General features: G+C 62.0%; 21 protein-coding genes. 5 read left to right on the top strand and 16 right to left on the bottom strand.

Annotation, left to right across the window (positions count from 1 at the left end; translation table 11 throughout):
* Positions 1 to 68: 68 nt before the first annotated feature.
* From KSS91_RS10490 to KSS91_RS10460, 7 genes are all read right to left on the bottom strand, one after another.
* Positions 69 to 602: a response regulator gene (locus KSS91_RS10490; RefSeq protein ID WP_041474905.1), complete on the bottom strand. Its 534-nt coding sequence runs from the start codon at positions 600 to 602 to the stop codon at positions 69 to 71.
* Positions 603 to 827: 225 nt separating this feature from the next.
* Positions 828 to 1,139, bottom strand: a complete 312-nt coding sequence (locus tag KSS91_RS10485) for a peptidylprolyl isomerase (RefSeq protein ID WP_217837855.1) — start codon at positions 1,137 to 1,139, stop codon at positions 828 to 830.
* A gap of 13 nt (positions 1,140 to 1,152) precedes the next feature.
* A complete protein-coding gene (locus KSS91_RS10480) occupies positions 1,153 to 2,703 on the bottom strand; it encodes a cytochrome c/ABC transporter substrate-binding protein (protein ID WP_217838382.1) in 1,551 nt (516 codons plus the stop codon).
* 8 nt (positions 2,704 to 2,711) lie between these two features.
* Positions 2,712 to 3,332 carry an SCO family protein gene (locus KSS91_RS10475; RefSeq protein WP_217837854.1) on the bottom strand — a complete coding sequence of 207 codons (621 nt, stop codon included), beginning with the start codon at positions 3,330 to 3,332 and terminating at the stop codon, positions 2,712 to 2,714.
* Positions 3,329 to 3,985, bottom strand: a complete 657-nt coding sequence (locus KSS91_RS10470) for an SCO family protein (protein ID WP_217837853.1) — start codon at positions 3,983 to 3,985, stop codon at positions 3,329 to 3,331. Before KSS91_RS10470 ends, KSS91_RS10475 begins: the two co-directional genes overlap by 4 nt.
* Before the next feature lie 12 nt (positions 3,986 to 3,997).
* Positions 3,998 to 4,192 (bottom strand): hypothetical protein, encoded by a 195-nt coding sequence (locus KSS91_RS10465; RefSeq protein ID WP_217838488.1) that lies wholly within the window; start codon positions 4,190 to 4,192, stop codon positions 3,998 to 4,000.
* 206 nt (positions 4,193 to 4,398) lie between these two features.
* Positions 4,399 to 5,007, bottom strand: coding sequence for a lytic transglycosylase domain-containing protein (locus KSS91_RS10460; RefSeq protein ID WP_015095759.1), 609 nt, complete (start codon positions 5,005 to 5,007; stop codon positions 4,399 to 4,401).
* 194 nt (positions 5,008 to 5,201) lie between these two features.
* On the opposite strand from KSS91_RS10460, the gene gspG reads away from it, so the two are divergent.
* From gspG to KSS91_RS28485, 3 genes are all read left to right on the top strand, one after another.
* Positions 5,202 to 5,636, top strand: a complete 435-nt coding sequence (gene gspG, locus KSS91_RS10455; RefSeq protein ID WP_015095760.1) for a type II secretion system major pseudopilin GspG — start codon at positions 5,202 to 5,204, stop codon at positions 5,634 to 5,636.
* Positions 5,637 to 5,650: 14 nt separating this feature from the next.
* Positions 5,651 to 6,838 (top strand): type II secretion system F family protein, encoded by a 1,188-nt coding sequence (locus KSS91_RS10450; protein ID WP_217837852.1) that lies wholly within the window; start codon positions 5,651 to 5,653, stop codon positions 6,836 to 6,838.
* A 156-nt stretch (positions 6,839 to 6,994) separates the two neighbouring features.
* The gene (locus KSS91_RS28485) at positions 6,995 to 7,615 is read left to right on the top strand and encodes a hypothetical protein (RefSeq protein ID WP_217837851.1); all 621 of its coding nucleotides are present in this window, start codon (positions 6,995 to 6,997) and stop codon (positions 7,613 to 7,615) included.
* A 143-nt stretch (positions 7,616 to 7,758) separates the two neighbouring features.
* Here KSS91_RS28485 and KSS91_RS10440 read toward each other — a convergent pair whose 3' ends face one another.
* Entirely contained in the window at positions 7,759 to 8,655 is an 897-nt protein-coding gene (locus tag KSS91_RS10440; protein ID WP_217837850.1) for a LysR family transcriptional regulator, read from the bottom strand.
* 145 nt (positions 8,656 to 8,800) lie between these two features.
* Between KSS91_RS10440 and KSS91_RS10435 the strand changes: the two genes are divergently transcribed.
* Complete coding sequence (locus tag KSS91_RS10435; protein WP_217837849.1) at positions 8,801 to 10,228, top strand: mechanosensitive ion channel family protein; 1,428 nt, start codon at positions 8,801 to 8,803, stop codon at positions 10,226 to 10,228.
* Between the two features lie 121 nt (positions 10,229 to 10,349).
* Here KSS91_RS10435 and ycaC read toward each other — a convergent pair whose 3' ends face one another.
* The 6 genes from ycaC to KSS91_RS10405 all read right to left on the bottom strand — a co-directional run bounded on the left by ycaC (position 10,350) and on the right by KSS91_RS10405 (position 16,298).
* Positions 10,350 to 10,976 carry an isochorismate family cysteine hydrolase YcaC gene (ycaC, locus tag KSS91_RS10430; protein ID WP_102674533.1) on the bottom strand — a complete coding sequence of 209 codons (627 nt, stop codon included), beginning with the start codon at positions 10,974 to 10,976 and terminating at the stop codon, positions 10,350 to 10,352.
* Between the two features lie 69 nt (positions 10,977 to 11,045).
* Complete coding sequence (locus KSS91_RS10425; RefSeq protein ID WP_217837848.1) at positions 11,046 to 12,884, bottom strand: amidohydrolase; 1,839 nt, start codon at positions 12,882 to 12,884, stop codon at positions 11,046 to 11,048.
* Complete coding sequence (locus KSS91_RS10420) at positions 12,884 to 13,492, bottom strand: antibiotic biosynthesis monooxygenase (protein ID WP_102674535.1); 609 nt, start codon at positions 13,490 to 13,492, stop codon at positions 12,884 to 12,886. The genes KSS91_RS10425 and KSS91_RS10420 overlap by 1 nt, the downstream gene beginning before the upstream one ends.
* On the bottom strand, positions 13,485 to 13,799 hold the full coding sequence (locus KSS91_RS10415) for a DoxX family membrane protein (protein ID WP_217837847.1): 315 nt from the start codon (positions 13,797 to 13,799) through the stop codon (positions 13,485 to 13,487). The genes KSS91_RS10420 and KSS91_RS10415 overlap by 8 nt, the downstream gene beginning before the upstream one ends.
* Before the next feature lie 257 nt (positions 13,800 to 14,056).
* Positions 14,057 to 14,314: a DUF6124 family protein gene (locus tag KSS91_RS10410; protein ID WP_217837846.1), complete on the bottom strand. Its 258-nt coding sequence runs from the start codon at positions 14,312 to 14,314 to the stop codon at positions 14,057 to 14,059.
* A gap of 1,066 nt (positions 14,315 to 15,380) precedes the next feature.
* Entirely contained in the window at positions 15,381 to 16,298 is a 918-nt protein-coding gene (locus KSS91_RS10405) for a LysR family transcriptional regulator (RefSeq protein WP_217837845.1), read from the bottom strand.
* Positions 16,299 to 16,456: 158 nt separating this feature from the next.
* On the opposite strand from KSS91_RS10405, the gene KSS91_RS10400 reads away from it, so the two are divergent.
* The gene (locus tag KSS91_RS10400; RefSeq protein WP_217837844.1) at positions 16,457 to 16,900 is read left to right on the top strand and encodes a helix-turn-helix domain-containing protein; all 444 of its coding nucleotides are present in this window, start codon (positions 16,457 to 16,459) and stop codon (positions 16,898 to 16,900) included.
* Between the two features lie 36 nt (positions 16,901 to 16,936).
* Here KSS91_RS10400 and KSS91_RS10395 read toward each other — a convergent pair whose 3' ends face one another.
* Positions 16,937 to 17,761 carry an alpha/beta fold hydrolase gene (locus KSS91_RS10395; RefSeq protein ID WP_217837843.1) on the bottom strand — a complete coding sequence of 275 codons (825 nt, stop codon included), beginning with the start codon at positions 17,759 to 17,761 and terminating at the stop codon, positions 16,937 to 16,939.
* Positions 17,762 to 17,795: 34 nt separating this feature from the next.
* Entirely contained in the window at positions 17,796 to 18,371 is a 576-nt protein-coding gene (locus tag KSS91_RS10390; protein ID WP_217837842.1) for a flavodoxin family protein, read from the bottom strand.
* Positions 18,372 to 18,599 lie beyond the last annotated feature (228 nt).

The raw sequence follows: 18,599 nt of genomic DNA, 5'->3' as shown, positions 1-18,599 counted from the left end.
CCCGGGGCTTTGAACCCTGTCAGCGCGGCGAGCCATTTCGGCACGGGCCGGAACGTCTTGTCGCGCCACTACTCCCCGGTGAGCAATTGTTCGTCGTCTGGCGCCATGGAAGCCGATGTATTTTTTCGGCGATCTGCAAGCACCCAACTACCGTCGTACAACTGCAGCGGGAAACTCTCGGTCCTGCTCTGGCGTCGTTCGACGAATCCTTCGGAGGTGCTCACACCCGGCCTGGGCTCGCGCCGCCTGTCCAGAAGATCAAGCACTGCACGGGCCAATTCCGCCAACGGAAAGGGCTTGAACAGGATATGGCTGACTCCCAGTAGCCGGGCCCGCTCGCAAACTTCCGCGGTTGGATGCCCTGTGATCAGCACAAAATGGCACTTCCTGTTCTGGCGGACGGCATCGAGCACCTGAAAGCCTTCCATATCGGGCAAGCGGTAATCGAACACCATCACATCGGGTGCGAAATCGTCTGCTTCGGCGATTCCATGTGCACCGTCGTGAGCAATCCGGACTTCCAGCGCTTGCGCCTGCAGGTAATCCTGGAGGTTTTGTGCCAGCAGCTGTTCGTCATCAACAACCAGTACTTTGTTCAACAAGGTCGACTCCTTGAAACCGCAGGTCCGGGTTTTGAACCTGGCGGAGCGCGTGCCCTGAGAGGACTAACGCACACTTCATGCCAGACTGAGCGCCGGTAATTTCAGGCATTCATGTCCTTGAATTTAAAAACAATGCCTTTTTTGTACAGCAATCCCATCCCCCAAAAACGGGGAAAGCGATCGGATTGGCATTGAAGTTTTTCCCCCACTGTTGGGGAACGCCCCCTAGTCATCGTCAATCCGCTCGATCCGATGGTGCGAGTGGCTGATGGCCCCCGGTGCCAGGGCAAACGCTGCAGCCTCGAACTGCGGCACCCTCCGTCCACGGGGAAAGTAACCCAGGTGACCCCCTTCGCAGGCCGACGCCTCTTCGGACCCGCTACGGGCAACGTGGCCGAAATCGGCCCCGGCAACGATGGGGGCCCTGATCGCAGTTAAGCGTAGACCCGCGGCCTCGACTGTGGAAGCGTCAGCACCGGGCGCTATCTTGACCAGGGTATGTCGGGCCCGCAGGACCGGCAAAGTGTCGAGTTTCATGATCGGCCTCCGGTCAGGGCGTGGCAGCGACAGGTTTATAGGGGGCGACCAGATAGAATCGCTGGTCCGGCAGATCCACCGTGACGATATGGGCACCGCTCAAGCCCAGGCGTCGGCCTGGACCAAAGCTCATCAGGGGCGTCAGCCCGGTATCGAAGTCATGCAGGCCTTCCAGGGCACTGACCAGCTTTTCGCGGCTGGCATCCCGCCCGGCCTGCTTCATGCCTTCGCTGAGCAGCATCATCGAACTGAACGCGCCCACTTGCAGTATCGCGTGCTGGCCACCGAGGCCCTGGTGTTCGCGCAACTGAGTCAGGGCCAGGCGCCCGGCCAGGGTCCAGTCGCTGGGCACGAACGGATAGGCCAGGAACACCCGCCGGGAAAATCCGCTGGGCACCTGGGTCAGATTGCCCGCCACCTGGTTCGAGGTGGCGAACAGGTAAGGCACCTGCCCCGCCGTTTGCAGGCGCTCGGCCAATCGGCTGAAGCCGCTGCTTGTGCCTAGGTAAAACACCGAGCGCGAGCCCAGGGGCAAGTCGTCCCCGCTCGGGTCGTAGGCTTGCAGGCGCACCTTTTGCCAGGCGCGCCCCTGCAAGTACCGGCTGAGTTCCTGTGCCGCCAGCCGTTGGCCGGATTCGTCCGGATAGGCGATCAACGTCGGCCCCTGAAGCACCCGCAGGCTGGCACTGGCGTAATCGGCCAGGGCGATCAATTGCTCGCGAAGCCCCGGTAGTGGTTCGAATATCTGCGGGCTGGCGTGGGGCGTGCCCTGCAAGGACAGCGGCCCGATCAGCGGAATGCCGGCCCGTTCCAGGTGCACGCCGAGGTCCATGTCCAATGCCGGCGCCAGCGGAGCGATCAGGGCGAACACCTGCTCTTCATCAATCAACCGGTTCAGCGCCTTTTCGGCACTGGCGCGATCGGTACCGGGGTCGAGGATGGTCAGGCGCAACTGCCGGCCGTGAATGCCCCCCGCCTCGTTGATACGCGTCACGCAGCCCTTGAGCACCGCCGCCACCGTGACGCTCTCCTCGCTCAATGGCCCGGTGCCCGGCAGCAACGTGCCCAGGTGCAGACTGTCGGGGGTCAGGCCCGGATCGCGGTCTTCGGCCAGGCGTTTGAGGTACGCCGTGAGATTGCGTTGATCGTTCATCGACAACACGAATCGTGGCATCGACGGATCGAGCCGGTTATTGCCGGGGTCGCGCCCCTCCTGCACCGCCTGCGCCAGGGTGCTGTCGCTGTAGGCCGGGTAACTGCGGCCGTTGATGTGCTGCTGGCCATGGCTGCCGGCCAGCCGCGACCAGTTCAGGTCCGGTGGGCGCACCCCGCCTTCCGGGCGCCCGAGGCCGTCGTCGCCATGACATTTGGCGCACGGCAGGCTGGTGGCCGGCAGCAGCATGTTCGATGCGCCGACCCGGACCATGATCGGCTCGCCGCTGGCCGATATACCTTCGCGGTACAGGCGCTTGCCGGCACTTTCGCTGAGGTTCAGCGGCAGCGCCTGGACGCTGAGCGTGAGGCCGCCAAAGAGCAGCAGGCCAAGGACGAGGGCAGTATTGATGGCCATGGCTAGCGTCCGGCCACGGGCATTGTCAGCAACTGCAGGCGCTGGGCAATGGCGACCGCCGGGGCATCGGGACTGATTTTGCTCCAGCGATTGTTCGCCACGTCACCGACGATCAAGTGGGTGGAGTGCTGCTCGGGGGTCGGCACGATCTGACCGATACGACCCAGTACAAGGTCCATTTGCGCCTTGTCGCCGGTAAGAAAAAACCAGTGGGGCCCATCGATGCCCTGTTTCAAGGTGTAAGCCTTGAGTACCGCCGGGGTGTCCCGCAGCGGATCACTGGTAAGGGAGATAAAGGTGATGCCGTCGGCCTTGTCGCCGAGCACTTCACGCACTTCTTTGAGCTTGCGGGTAATCAGCGGGCAAGCATCGTCGCAACGGGTGAAAATCACATTGAGCAGCACCACACGGTCCTTCAATGCGTCGCTGTAGAAGCGCAGCGTGTTGCCGTTCTGGTCCTGCAACGGCGTGTCGGTGAACCAGGTTTTCGCATCGTGGGTGCCGCTGGACGGTTGCGCAGCGGACACCACAGGCGCGGTCTGCTCATGCCCTTCGTGGGCAAACGCCACTGAACTGAAAATGCAGTAGCAGATGCCCAGGGTGAAGCAGTCGATGGCTCTCATGGCTGTCGCTCCATGGCAATGGCAGTGTGCTTGACGTGGGTATTGCGTTCACCACTGAGCTTCTCGACGGCCCGGGCCAGTTCCGTCGGGTCGGTGAAACCGTAATAGCGGGTCCAGAGGCGGCTGTTGCCGTCGCCCACCAGAATCAGCGGCGAGTGGTTCTGGAAGTCACCGCTGTAGGCACCCAGGCCCTTGAGGGTGGCATCGACCGACTGCGGCGAACCGGTCAGCCAGCTCCAGCCCGGTCCCTGCTGGAAGGTGCGGGCGTAGTCGTTCAGGCGTTGGGGATCGTCACGCTGCGGGTCGATGCTGATCGACACCAGTTGCACCTCGTTGCCGACCCGCGCACCCAGCCGTTTCTGCACCTTGCCCATGATCGAGGACACCACCGGGCAGACCGTGGTGCAGTTGGTATAGATGAAACCCATGACCACGATCTTGTTGTTCACCAGGTCTTTTTCCAGGCTGACGACCTTGCCGTTCTGGTCCAGCAAGGCCACGTCGGCAATCCTGATCCGGGCGGTCTCCTGGCCGGCCTTCCTGGCTGCCATGTCGTGCCCGGCGTGCTCGTCCGTCGAATGAGCCGGCACCTGGTCGATACCGAAGGCCAACAGGCAGAACGTCAGCATTGCGCGATGCGCGAATCGGTTCATGTCAGTTTCCTCTCAGTGGGTATCGCCTGGTTCGCCCCGAACACACAAAGCGTCACCGGACAAGGGTTGGCCCGAGGCTTTGTCCATCACACAAAATTGCACGTCGGCGGGGTAGGCCAGCAGGTTCTGCAGATTGATGGTCAGGCAATCGTCGGCAGCCACCCGCTGCAAATTAATCAAGGACAAAGCGCGGGATATGCCGATCATGGACTCGGACCTCGCTGCGGGTTATCGGGGAAAACTTCTCGATAAATCGTCTGGAGCAATCCGCATGCCAATAAAAATACGTTATTAATCAGCATGTTATAATCACGACTTGATAAGCCGGGGGATATTCCCCACCCAATCCCCCACTTTCCGACTGGGGCCACCATTCCCCACTATTGGGGAAAATCGCCCCCCCGGGGTTTCGATCACAGCGGCGCATCCGCGGACAAACCCTGCAAACGCCGATACTGCTTCAGCACGTTGGGCACATAACGCTGGGTTTCGGCGAACGGCGGGACCACGTTGCCACGGCTGAGCACCGCTTGCGGGCCGGCGTTGTAGGCCGCCACGGCGAGGCGGATATCGTTGTCGAACATCGTCATCAGGCGTTTGAGATAGCGGGCGCCGCCCTGGATGTTGGCCTTGGGGTCGTAGACGTTGGTCACGCCCATTTCGCGGGCGGTGTCGGGCATCAACTGCATCAGTCCGCCAGCGCCCTTGGGTGACGTAGCGCGGGCGTTGTAGCTCGATTCGGTCTTGATCACCGCATGCAGCAGCGCCGCCGGCAGTTCGTTGGCCGTGGCCGCCGCCGCCACCAGTTCGGCGTAGGGTTGCGCGGCGATCATCTGCGGCTGCTGGTCGAGGCTGACGACCGGCGCATCAGGTTCTCGGATCACCCGTTCATAGTGGCGTCCGGGGCGGTGGACATTGGACAGGACGTAGCTGCCATTGGCGTCTATGGAAACAAACACATCGGCCTGGGCGGCGCCGGTCAACACCAGCAGACCCAGCAACCCGGTGGTGAGTAACTTCATTGTCAGACCTCCCCTCCCGGCCCCGAAAAATGGGGGTATTGCCCCAATGGCCAGTCGTGCAACAGCCATACGCAAGCACTGTGCCGTAAGTGAGAAGGCGTATGGCACGGGGGGTGCAGAAGGATCACCGATCATGAGCATGGCAATTGCATGCAACTGCATGGCAACACTGCTGCCTATCGTGCGAGGTCATCATGAATCAGCATCTGCGTTATGCCCGGCGAACCCAAAGCGGGTTCACCCTGCTCGAACTGTTGGTGGTGCTGGTGGTGCTGGGGCTGTTGGCCGGCATCGTGGCGCCGAAGTATTTCGCCCAGTTGGGCCGTTCCGAAGTGAAAGTGGCCAAGGCACAAATAGAAGGCTTGAGCAAAGCCCTGGACATTTATCGGCTGGAGGTCGGCCATTACCCCTCGACCGAACAGGGATTGCAGGCGCTGGTCACGGCCCCCGCCGACGAACCGCGCTGGACCGGCCCGTACCTGCAGAAAAAACTCCCCCAAGACCCTTGGGGCCGCAACTACAGCTATCGCTATCCCGGTGAAAACAGCGAGTACGACCTGTTGTCCATGGGCAAGGACGGGCAACCCGGCGGCGAAGGTGAGAACGCCGAAGTCACCAACTGGAACTGACGGATATGGCGACCATGCGCTTTCATCTCAAAGCCGTCGGCAAGGCCGGTGTCGTCTCAATGACCGTCGATGCGCCGGGGCAAAGCGAAGCCAGGCGCATCGCCGAAGACCAGGGCCTGCGGGTTCTCAGCCTGCATGCCGAGCGACATTGGCGCGCGCTGCGCCTGCAAAGGCGCGAGACGTTCAACCTGGTGTTGTTCAGCCAGGAGCTGACCACCTTGCTCAACGCCGGCCTGCCGTTGATCGATGCGCTGGAAAGCCTGGCGGAAAAGGAAAACGCGCCACAAGCCCGCAAAACCCTGAGCGAGCTGGTGCGCCTGCTTTACGAGGGCAAATCGTTTTCCCAGGCCCTGGGCCAGTTGGCGGCCGTTTTCCCGCCTTTGTACGTGGCGCTGGTGCAGTCCAGCGAGAAGACCGGTGCCGTCGGCGATGCCCTGGGCCGATATGTCAGCTATCGACAGCGCATGGACGAGGTTCGCCAGAAGATCATCAGCGCGTCCATCTACCCCATGCTGTTGCTGGTAGTGGGTGGCGGCGTGGTGTTGTTCCTGATGGGCTACGTCGTGCCGCGTTTCAGCCTGGTGTTCGAAGGGCTGGGGTCGAACCTGCCGTGGTTATCGCAGATCCTGATGAGCAGCGGCATGTTCCTTCACGCCCACCAGGGCGAATTCTTCGGTGGCTTGCTGGCCATCATCGTCGCCCTCGTCCTGCTGCAGCGCCAACCGGCGTTTCGGCGGGGACTGGACCGCGTGATCGAAAAACTCCCCGCGGTGCACCAGCGCATCTTCATGTATGAACTGGCACGCTTCTACCGTTCCCTGGGCATTCTGCTGCAAGGCGGCATTCCCCTCGTCACCGCCATGGGCATGGTCCGCAACCTGCTCACCGTCGCCTCCCGCAGCCGCCTGGACCAGGCCTGCGAACGGGTGCGCGAAGGGCAATCGTTGTCCACCGCGCTGGAGCTCAATCAACTGGTGACCCCCGTTTCCCTGCGCCTGCTGCGCGCTGGCGAACAGTCCGGCAACCTCGGGCAGATGATGGAGCGCAGCGCCGATTTCTACGACGAAGAAATCAGCCGCTGGATCGAATGGTTCGTACGGCTGTTCGAACCCTTGCTCATGACCTTCATCGGCCTGTTGATCGGGGTGATCGTGATCCTGATGTACATCCCGATTTTCGAACTGGCCTCGAGTATTCGCTGACCTTTGGAACAAGGCCGCGCTGTCCGTTGCATTTCTTCAACCACCCAACTGAATAAATCAGCCCGCCGAGGTGTTTAACAGGCTCCCATGGGAAAAAAGCAGCACGTTGCAGGGTTCATCAACGTTCCAGGCTCAAACAAGAAGACGGAGAACGACATGCAGATCAGTAAGCTTTTACTGGCAGTAGCTATTGGCGCGGTTCTGTCGGCGTCTACCGTACTGATTCCGGACAGCCTGTCCGGGGTATCCAGTGCTCAGGCCAAGGATGGGGGTAGTGGTGGTGGCGGCGGGGGTGGTGGCGGTAGTGGTGGAGGCGGTGGTGGCAATGGAGGTGGCGGTGGCAATGGAGGTGGCGGCGGCGGCAATGGAGGCGGCGGAGGCGGCGGAGGCGGCAGTCACGGCGGCGGCGGTAATGGAGGCAGCGGTGGCGGCAGTCACGGCGGCGGCAATGGAGGCAGCGGTGGCGGCAGTCACGGCGGAAGCGGCAGTGGCGGCAACAGCGGCAGTGGCCATAGCGGCGACCACGGCAGCAACAGCGGCCATGGCAGTGCCAACAGCGGTTCGAGCCACTCCGGAACGGCCTCGTCCTCAGGACGCAGCGGCACCCATGATGAAGCCGGGGATGACCATGGCGTCCATGCCAATGGCGAGCCGGGCGATGACCGTGGCGTCCATGCCAATGGCGAACCCGGCGATGACCGAGGCGTCCATGCCAATGGCGAGCCCGGCGATGACCGTGGTGTCCATGCCGAACCCGGTGATGACAAAAGGAGCTGATTCCTACTGATTCCCATGCAACACAAAACCCTGTGGGAGCGGGCTTGCTCGCGAAGGCGGTGTGTCAGTCGACATCAATGTCCCATGACCCACCGCCTTCGCGAGCAAGCCCGCTCCCACAGTAGATTGTGTGAACCCTATCCTTACAACCCACCCTCGGACTGATCCAGCGCCTCGCGCAAGAACTCAACCAGCACCTGCACCGGCCGCGAGCTCTGACGATGCTGCGGATACACCGCCGACAATGTCAGCGGCTCCGGCCGCAAATCCTCCAGTACCTCCACCAGCCGTCCATCCTTCAACGCCGAGCCGACGATGAACGCCGGCAAATACGTGATCCCCAGGCTGGCGATAGCCGCATCCCTGAGCACCTCGCCGTTGTTGACCCGCATCCGCCCCGTGACGTTGACCGTCTGCGGCTTGCCCTGCCCCGCAAAACGCCATTGCACCTGTCGACCATGGCCGTACGGCAGACAGTCATGACCGTGCAAATCCTCAGGTTTGAGCGGCGTGCCGCGCTCAGCCAGGTACGCCGGGCTTGCGCAGTACACCCGCTGGATCGACGCGATCCGCCGGGCAATCAAGGTCGAATCCTCGAGCGTGCCGATGCGCAACGCCAGGTCGTATCCCTCACCCAGCAAATCCACAGGCCGATCGCTCAGATCCATCTCCACCGTCACGTCGCGATAGCGCTGCAAAAACACCGGCAACAGGCAGCCCAGATGCGCCAGTGCGAACGACAGCGGAGCGCTCACACGAATGGTCCCGCGTGGCTCGGTGGTCTGGCCGGCAATGCCCTGCTCCACTTGTTCGACTTCGCTGAGCAGGCGCAAGGCTGACTCGTAATAACTTTGCCCCAGCGGCGTGACATCCAGTCGCCGGGTCGAGCGATTGAGCAGGCGCACGCCCAGGCGCTCTTCGAGTTGCATCAAGCGACGACTGACAAACTGCTTGGACAGCCCCAGTTGATCGGCGGCAGCGGTGAAGCTTCCAGACTCCATCACCTGGCAAAAAATACGCATATCTTCGAAGGGGTTCATTGTCACTTCCTGGTTGACAGTCAAACACTTTATAGCCGCTATTTCCCTTTCAGGCACCCTATTACTCTGTGTTCACGGTGTTGAATTCACCCCCACCACAAAGTGCCTCTGCGCTCTTCAGATCTACGCACACCGGAGCAGCCCCATGTCATACATTTTCTCCCACCTGCTTTCCCTGAGTTCCCTGCTGTTGGCCATCGACGCCCTGCTCTGGCACCTCGCGCCATTCAAGCATCGCGTCAGCCGGGTCGGTGTGCGCCTGGCGCTGTTTCTGCTGTTCAGCGCGGTGCTCATCAATGCCGGCGTCAGCCCGTTGCAGGCGCCGTTGTTTGCCGATGATCGCGTGGCACAACTGGGGGCCACGGCGCTGGGAATTCTCTGGTGGTTGTACGCGGCGCGGGTGCTCACCGAAGTGATCGGCCTGGCCCTGATGCGGCGCATTGGCCACAGCGGCCGGCTGTTGCAGGATGTCATCGGCGCACTGGTGTTCCTGATTGCGGTGGTGGCCGGCGCCGGCTACGTGCTGGAACTGCCAGTGAAAGGTTTGCTGGCGACCTCCGGCGTCGTCGCCATCGTGGTGGGCCTGGCATTGCAGAGCACCTTGAGCGACGTCTTCTCCGGCATCGTGCTCAACACCACCAAGCCCTACCAGGTCGATGACCGGGTTTCCATCGACGGTATCGAGGGCAAGGTGCTGGACATCGACTGGCGTGCCACCCACCTGCTGACCAGCGCCGGCAGCACCGCGGTGGTGCCGAACTCGGTGGCGGCCAAGGCGAAGATCGTCAACCTCAGCCGCCCGTTCAACATGCACGGCGTGTCGATCAGCATTCAGGTACCCAACCACATTCGCCCGCGTCGGGTACTCGATGCCCTGGACCGTACTCTTCAGGGCAGCAGCAGCCTGCTCCTCGATCCGGCGCCGAAAGCCGTGCTCAAGGAAGCCGGCGAAACCATGTCCGAATACGTGGCCAGCGGCTTCATCGCCGAATTGGGCAAAAAGGGTGAAGTGCGCAATCAACTGTTCGACCTGGCTCATCGGCACCTCGAAGCGGCAGGCATTTCCCGGCAACCCGATGGCGTGATCGAGCCGTCGACCCGCGCACGGGCCTTGCTCGATGAAGTGAAAATCTTCCGTTCCCTGAGCGCCGAGGAACGGGATCGCCTGGCCCAGAACATGGTGGCGCAGCAATACGCAGCCGGTGATGTGGTGCTGGACCTGGAGGAAGTACCGGACAGTCTGTTCGTCATCGCCACCGGCGTAGTCAGCGCCACCGTCCCCGACGGCAGCACGCAGATCGAAGCCGGGCGCATGGGGCCCAGTGAAGTCATGGGCGAACAAAGCATCCTCGCCGATACGCCTTCCCAGGCACGGTTCACCGCCATGACCTCAAGCATCATCTACCGCCTCGACAAATCCCTGACCCGCGACTGCATGGCGCAACGACGGGAGGTCGACCGGGCGTTGAACAAGCTGCAAGCGGTGCGCCAGCAGAACAGTCGGATGGCGTTGATGGCCAAACCGGTGGCGGTCAGGAAAGGTGGGTTTTTGGGGTGGCTGCAGAGTCGCTGATCCACGGCTGACACAAAACACTGTGGGAGCGAGCTTGCTCGCGATAGCTTTCTGTCAGTCAACACATGTGTCGACTGATACGCCGCCATCGCGAGCAAGCTCGCTCCCACAGGTGTACGTCTTACTTGGCCGTGAACTTCATGTAGCTGTTGATCAGGTTGCGATAGTTCGGCAGGCGCTCGGACAGCAGGTTGGCCAGGCCTTCCATATCGTTGCGCCAGTCGCCTTGCAGCTCGCAGGCCACAGAGAACCAGTTCAGCAGGTGCGCACCGGCGGCCGACATGCGTGCCCAGGCCGCTTGTTGCACGGTGGTGTTGAAAGTGCCGGAAGCGTCGGTCACGACAAACACCTCATAGCCTTCGGCAATGGCCGACAGGGTCGGGAACGCCACGCACACGTCGGTCACCACACCGGCGATGATCAGTTGCTTGCGACCGGTGGCCTTGATCGCCTTGACGAAGTCTTCGTTGTCCCAGGCGTTGATCTGGCCCGGGCGGGCAATGAACGGCGCGTCCGGGAACTGCGCCTTGAGCTCCGGCACGATCGGCCCGTTCGGACCGCTGTCGAAACTGGTGGTGAGGATGGTCGGCAGTTTGAAGAACTTGGCGATGTCGCCCAGCGCCAGCACGTTGTTCTTGAACTCGTTGGGCGAGAAATCCTGCACCAGCGAGATCAGACCGGTCTGGTGGTCGACCAGCAATACCACGGCATCGTCTTTGTTCAGGCGTTTGTACGGAACGTTGCTCATTGGAAGCTCCTTGATGGATGGTTGTTGCATACCGCGCCGCCCTGTTGGGTCGGCGCTTTTTTGAATGCGTCAGAAGGCAAAACACGAGCAGCCAAAGGCGCCCCAGAAACCGGCGAAATCGCTGACCGGCGCGTTCGACAGGCGTGCCCGTTCATGGCTGTGGGAATGCACCGCACAGGGTCCGCTGCATTGGTGAACCTGGGCCTGCATCGGCGACGTCGGGCGCCAGTGGCCCGGCACCTTCACCACCGGCGACCAGTCCGGCAGCACCGGCACGCTGGCCGGCCCGAGTTTCTCGAAGTCACCGGCGCCGTACACCACCTTGCCGCCGACCACGGTCAGCACCGACTCGATCCACTTGATCGCCTCTTCATCGACGCTGAAGAAGTCCGCGCTGAGGGCGGCGACGTCGGCCAGTTGCCCGACCTTGATCTGGCCTTTCTTGCCTTGCTCCGACGAGAACCAGGCGCTGCCGTGGGTGAACAGTTCCAGCGCCGTCAGGCGCGACAGCCCTTCGGCGTGCAACTCCATGCCGCCGACGGTGCGGCCGCTGACCATCCAGTACAACGAAGTCCACGGGTTGTAACTCGATACCCGCGTGGCGTCGGTGCCGGCACCGACCGGTACACCCTCGGCCAGCATGCGCTTGATCGGAGGCGTGGCTTCGGCAGCTTTCGCGCCGTACCGCTCGACGAAATATTCGCCCTGGAAGGCCATGCGATCCTGAATCGCAATGCCGCCACCCAGCGCCCTCACCCGCTCGATGTTCTGCGGGGTGATGGTTTCGGCGTGATCGAAAAACCACGGCAAGCCGTTGAACGGAATGTCGCGGTTGACCTTCTCGAACACGTCGAGCATGCGGCTGATGGATTCGTTGTAGGTCGCGTGCAAACGGAACGGCCAGCGTTGCTCGACCAGATGGCGCACCACCGGTTCCAGTTCGGCTTCCATGGTTTGCGGCAGGTCCGGGCGCGGTTCGAGGAAGTCTTCGAAGTCCGCCGCCGAGAACACCAGCATTTCCCCGGCGCCGTTGTGGCGCAGGTAATCGTCACCCTGGTGCAGCTTCACGCTGCCGGTCCAGTTCTTGAAATCGGTCAACTCTTCCTTGGGTTTCTGGGTGAACAGGTTGTAGGCGATGCGCACGGTCAGTTGCTCATCCTTCGCCAACTGCTCGATCACCTGGTAATCGTCCGGATAATTCTGGAAACCACCGCCGGCATCGATGGCGCTGGTCAGACCCAGGCGATTGAGTTCGCGCATGAACTGGCGGGTCGAGTTGACCTGATACTCCAGCGGCAGCTTCGGCCCCTTGGCCAGGGTCGAGTACAGGATCATCGCGTTGGGCCGCGCCACCAACATGCCGGTCGGCTCGCCATTGGCGTCGCGCACGATCTCGCCACCCGGCGGGTTCGGCGTGTCGCGGGTGTAACCGGCTACACGCAACGCCGCGCGGTTGAGCAAGGCGCGGTCGTACAGGTGCAACACGAATACCGGGGTGTCCGGTGCGGCCTGGTTGAGCTCGGCCAGGGTCGGCATGCGCTTCTCGGCGAACTGGAATTCGTTCCAGCCACCGACCACCCGCACCCACTGCGGCGTCGGCGTGCGGTCGGCCTGATCCTTGAGCATGCGCAAGGCATCGGCCAGGGACGGCACACCTTCCCAGCGCAGTTCCAGGTTGTAGTTCAAGCCACCGCGGATCAGGTGCAAGTGCGAGTCGTTGAGCCCGGGAATCACACAGCGGCCCTTGAGGTCGATCACCTGGGTGTTCGAGCCACGCAGGGCCATGGCCTGGGCATCACTGCCCACCACGACAAAGCGACCGTCGCTGATCGCCACCGCACTGGCGAGCGGGTTTTCGCGGTCAACGGTATGAAATTGACCATTGAACAGAATCAGATCGGCGTTCATCAGGGTTCCTCGTGCAATGTGGCAGGAGACAGCCAGGGCGCGAACAGACGCGTCGCCATGGGCATGAAGATGTAAACCACCGAGAGCACGATGGTCAGGGTGATCAGGAACGTGGCCACCACATAGTTGGAGAGCAAGGCGTTGAGCCGTAGCAGCGGCCCCCAGAGCAGCGGCACCAACAAGGTGTGCGGCAGGATCACCAGCAACGTCACCACGGCCTGCTTCCAGCGCGGCGGTGGCGTACCGGCTTCGGCCTGGGGCGAAAACCAGAACTCGTTGACCGGATTGACTTCGGTCTGGTCGCCATCGGCCAGCATCGGCGCGGCTTCGTCGACCAACGCCTGGCGCTGCGGCGAATCGAGCCAGTTCTGCATCGCCTCGGTCGAGCAAAAGCGCAGCACGCAGGTATAGGTGTCGAGGCCGGCGTTTTTACCGCGCACCACATCAACGCCCAGGTGCCCGACATTCTGCGCGGCCACCTTGACGATGTTGCGCAGCCAGGCTTCATAAGGCGCTTCGAAACCGGCCTTGACCCGGTGCTTGACGATCAGCGTCACCACCTCATCAGGCCCGGGACTTGCCGGCTCACGGCGATTGAGATCAGACATAACGCAAGGCTCCGGCAAGACGGACATTGAGCGCCAGCCGTCCCGGCCCGGCGATGAGAATGCTGGTGAACACGATCAACAACAGCCAGGCGACGATCAGCAGCGGGCACACCACCTCGGCGAAGATCGCCACCATCAGCGTCAGGTTCGCGCCCACGTGGAAAGGATCTTCGATGCTCTGCAACTCGGCACTGTAGTAAAGCAGCTTGGGCAAACCATGCACCCACAACACAAACAAACCGCCGCTGACCCGCAGGAACAGCAGCCCCCAGTCATGCGCCCGATCATCACGTCGCGAAGTGTCCATGGCCCACCTGCACAAATGAAAAACCACCGGCGTCGATGCGCCGGGACAGGATTCGATAGTGCCGGGACGGGAGGAGGAAAAATTGAATGTACGTGCTCTGTTTGCAGGAAGACCGAGAGCGACCAAACGACATAGTTCCCTGTGGGAGCGAGCTTGCTCGCGATTGCGGCACAACATTCAACATTGATGTTGGCTGATCCACCGCCATCGCGAGCAAGCTCGCTCCCACAGGTTTATTTGTTGTTGCTTCTACCGGGTTACTCCTGCGGATCGAGATTATCCAGCGCCCTATTCACCGCCAGCTCACCCAACATGATGATCTGCGCAATCCCAAGCAGCGCGTTGCGATGCGGGCTCTGCAGAAAGCCTGCAAGACCACTGGCCATGATGCTGGCCGAGGCCAGGGATTCGCAGGCGTGGGCCAACAGAGTTTCGGTGTTGATGTCGGGGGTGATGACAAACATTGTGCTGGGATTGCGCGGTGAGGCGGGGGGATTCGGGGTGGGTTTGAACATGGTGGAACTCCTTGATCAATGGAGCCGCCACAGGTCGCTGCTAAACGAATTGGGTGGCGGCTGTACGCGGGTTAGCAGACCAGGGATCAAGGAACCCGGCGCACCGAAGTGCCCCACGCACAGCCACCATCATGCAGACCAAAATGATCTTGAGGTGACACTGGCGAGCCTTGAAATTTACCGAGCTGCTAAACCCGATCGCTGCATGGACAGCGATGCGGAGAACGTTAGAGATCAGGGCCAAGACGCACAAGCCGGCGGATTCTGGCGTAGTTGTAGACAACGACGCAAGGCGGCGTGGTTTTCAGGAATAGAGGCTGACGGCTTTTAAACAGAGCTGCCGAAACACTGCGCATTCCCTGTGGGAGCGGGCTTGCTCGCGAAAGCGGTGGGTCAGTCAACATCAATGCTAACTGTCATGACGCCTTCGCGAGCAAGCCCACAGGTTGATTTGCATGTATCTGCGAGAGATTGGTTGGCTGGCAGTCCGCCATCGCGGGCAAGCCCGCTCCCACAGGGATTGGGGACATCTGCAAAAATCAGGTCGGCTGGCAGACCGCCTTCGCGAGCAGGCTCGCTCCCACAGTTGGGCTGGGTACATTCGAAAGAAATTGGTTGGCTGGCAGACCGCCTTCGCGAGCAAGCTCGCTCCCACAGAAGAGCAAAAGCAGAGCAGCCCACACCGCGCCGCTTCTCACCACTCATCAGGCCGAGCGTTAGCTCGCCTGCAGCTCTTGATCTTGATCCACCCGCCCCCTCGGCAGGCTGAGCGCAGGTGTTCATCCGGGGACGGGCGCGCAGCGCCGTTCGACGCAGTCGAACTCATTGCATGCAGGTCGAAGCGAAGCCGACCGGAGGGCAATGCCCCCGGATGAATGCCGGAGCGAAGGAACGCCGAGCCTAAGCGAGGGGCCGTACGTAAGGGGCGAGACCTTTGGTTACTTTGGGGCGTTTGCCAAAGTGACCCGCTGTAAGAGCGGAACCATAAGCCGCCGTTACCGCAGCAACGGATATGTACTCAATCAACCAAGAGCCTGGTCGGCCCAGAGGCCGCCAAGGTCAACACCTAAGAAACATCCAAAGCCAAAGACATGAACTGCCCAATCCGCGCCCGCAACCACCGCTCCGCCGGATCATTGTCATGCACCCCGCTCCAGGCCATCGACAACTGCGCCGCCTCAATCTCGAACGGCGGATCCTCAGCCCGCAACCCACACCCCTCGACCAGCGCACAGGCCGCATAATCCGGCACGGTGGCGATCATCTCCGTCCCCGCCAGCAACGCCCGCAACCCACTGAACTGCGGCACGCCAAGCACCACGCGACGACTGCGCCCGACCTTCGCCAGATCCAGATCGATATTGCCGCTCAAGTCACCGGAAAACGACACCATCGCATGGGGCCGTTCGCAGTACTCATCCAGGGTCAGCGGCCCCGGCCGGGTATCACCGCGCAGCACTTTGCAGGGAATATCGCGCAGCTTCTTGCGCTTGGCATTGGCCGGCAGATCCGTGGTGTAGCTCACGCCCACCGAGATCTCCCCCGACGCCAGCAACGCCGGCATCAACAGGTAATTGGCCCGCCGCACGACCACAACGATGCCCGGCGCTTCCTCTTGCAACTGACGCAGCAACGGCGGAAACAAACCGAACTCGGCATCGTCCGACAGCCCGATGCGGAACACATCGCAACTGGTCGCCGGATCGAATTCCCTGGCCCGGCTGACCGCACCGGAAATGGTATCCATCGCCGGCTGCAGCTCCCTGAGAATCGCCAGCGCCCGCGCCGTCGGTTCCATGCCGCGCCCGTTGCGCAGCAGCAACGGGTCGTCGAACAGATCACGCAGACGCCCCAGCGCGGCGCTCACCGCCGGTTGGCCCATGAACAGTTTTTCCGCGACGCGGGTCAGGTTCTTTTCGAACATCAACGCCTCGAAAATCACCAGCAGGTTCATGTCGACGCGACGCAGATCGTTACGGTTCATAAGCACGGTTCCCTTGTGTGTTCGGCCAGGCGCGAGGTTGAGAAGTGTGTCTGACTTTACCCGGGACGTCCCGCGCTTAACGAGGAATTAACAACGATTAACTCGCAAGCCAGAGCCTTCGGGTCCAAGAATGAAGCCTACCGACACGGACATTCACCATGGCCCACGTTCAGCAAAATGCCGCGCCCGCGCCATTCACGCCTGTGCCAAAGAAAAGCACCGGCGGCCTCAGCCCGCAGCGCGAACGGCTGGTTAAACAACTGATCCTCGAGCGCCTCGGCGACAGCCTGGAAGTCACTGAACTGGCACAGGCCTGCGCCCTCTCGCGCAGTCACTTCTCCCGCGCCTTCAAGTGCAGCACCGGACTCTCGCCGCAGGACTGGATTCGCCGGCAACGCATAATCCTGGCCAAGCAATTGATCCAGTACACCGACATGAGCCTTACGCAGATCAGCCTCGAATGCGGCTTCTGCGATCAGGCGCACTTCTGCCACCTCTTCACCCGCAGCGAAGGCATCAATCCGTTTGCCTGGCGCTGTCAGATGGTGCATGGCCTTAAAAGCAAAAGATCGCAGCCTTCGGCCATGCACGCTAGCGTTTAGGCGCTGGCGAAGCCTGCGATCTTTTGATCTGGCTTTTTAACCTTTCAAGAACGCCAACAGGTCAGCGTTGAGCTGATCCTTGTGGGTGTCCGTCAGCCCGTGAGGGGCGCCCGGGTAGATCTTCAGGGTCGAGCCTTTGACCAGTCTGGCCGAGGAGACACCTGCCGCCTCGTAAGGCACGACCTGATCCGCGTCGCCATGCACCACCAGCGTCGGCACGTCGAACTTCTTCAAGTCTTCGGTGAAGTCGGTTTCCGAGAACGCCTTGATGCAGTCATGGGCGTTCTTGTGGCCGGCCATCATGCCTTGCATCCAGAACCAGTCGATCATGCCCTGGGACGGTTTCGCGCCGGGCTTGTTGAAGCCGAAAAACGGCCCGCTGGCGAGGTCGATGTAGAGCTGCGAGCGGTCGGCCAGCGAGGCCTGGCGGATGCCGTCGAACACGTCGAGCGGCAGGCCGCCGGGGTTGGCTTCGGTCTTGAGCATCAACGGCGGCACCGCGGAAATCAGCCCGGCCTTGGCCACGCGGCCGGTGCCGTGGCGACCGATGTAACGCGCCACCTCGCCACCGCCGGTGGAGAAGCCGAACAGCACCGCGTCTTGCAGGTCGAGCAGCTCGATCAACTGCGCCAGATCGTCGGCGTAATGGTCCATGTCATTGCCCGACCACGGCTGGCTGGAACGCCCATGGCCTCGACGGTCGTGGGCGATGACCCGATACCCGTTGGAGGCCAGGAAAATCATCTGCGACTCCCAACTGTCGGCGTTCAGCGGCCAGCCGTGGCTGAAGACAATCGGCTGACCGGTGCCCCAGTCCTTGTAGTAAATCTCGACGCCGTCGCGGGTAGTGAAAGTGCTCATGGGTGATGCCTCCTTAACGAGGGTTGGGGGTGAATCAAATCGCAAGTGGGTTCAGGCGATCGGCCAGGCGCGCCACCCGCTCGCCCAGGTGCGCGGCGGTGCAGCGATCCTCGGGGGGCGGTGCATCGTCGGGGGATTGCTCGACATTCGACTGGGCCATGGCGCCCAGTGAGCTGCCCAGGCGATTGAGTTGACCGTTGAACGCGCCGGTGCCGGAACGCGCCGGTAGCAGGTCGAGGCCGACCCAGATCATCGAGTGCTGCGCGGCGAACACCGCCATCTGCAGCAAGGTGTTGAGTTTGTCGCCGCACAGGCAACCGGAATTGGTGAAGCCCGCCGCGAGCTTGTCGCGCCAGGGCTGGGTCAGGTAGAACGCCGACGTGGCCTCCATGAACGCCTTGAAGGCCGCCGAGGCGCTGCCCATGTAGGTCGGCGCGCCGAAGATGATGGCGTCGGCGTTGTGCAACCGCGCCCAGTGCTCGTCCACTTCCTCGACCGGGATCAACTGGCAAGTGCTGCCCAGGTGCCGCTCCACACCCGCGGCCACGGCTTCGGCCATGACCCGGGTGTGCCCGTAGCCACTGTGATAGACCACCACCACGTTGCTCATTGCTCTGTCCTTTGTGGGAGCGAGCCTGCTCGCGAAAGCGCTGTGTCAGTCACCGCATAGACTAAATGTGACACCGCCTTCGCGAGCAGGCTCGCTCCCACATCGAGCTGCTCGCGGCTTACTGACATTTCATCCCTGCCTTCAGTGGAAGTTGAAGACGGAGAGTTTTGGGCGTAGACCGGACGCGCGACGAGTTAAACGTTGTTAATTTTCCTTGGCGCGCAAAAA

The organism is Pseudomonas azerbaijanorientalis, assembly GCF_019139795.1.
Taxonomy (GTDB): domain Bacteria; phylum Pseudomonadota; class Gammaproteobacteria; order Pseudomonadales; family Pseudomonadaceae; genus Aquipseudomonas; species Aquipseudomonas laurylsulfatiphila.
This window is presented reverse-complemented; position numbering and strand designations above follow the sequence as displayed.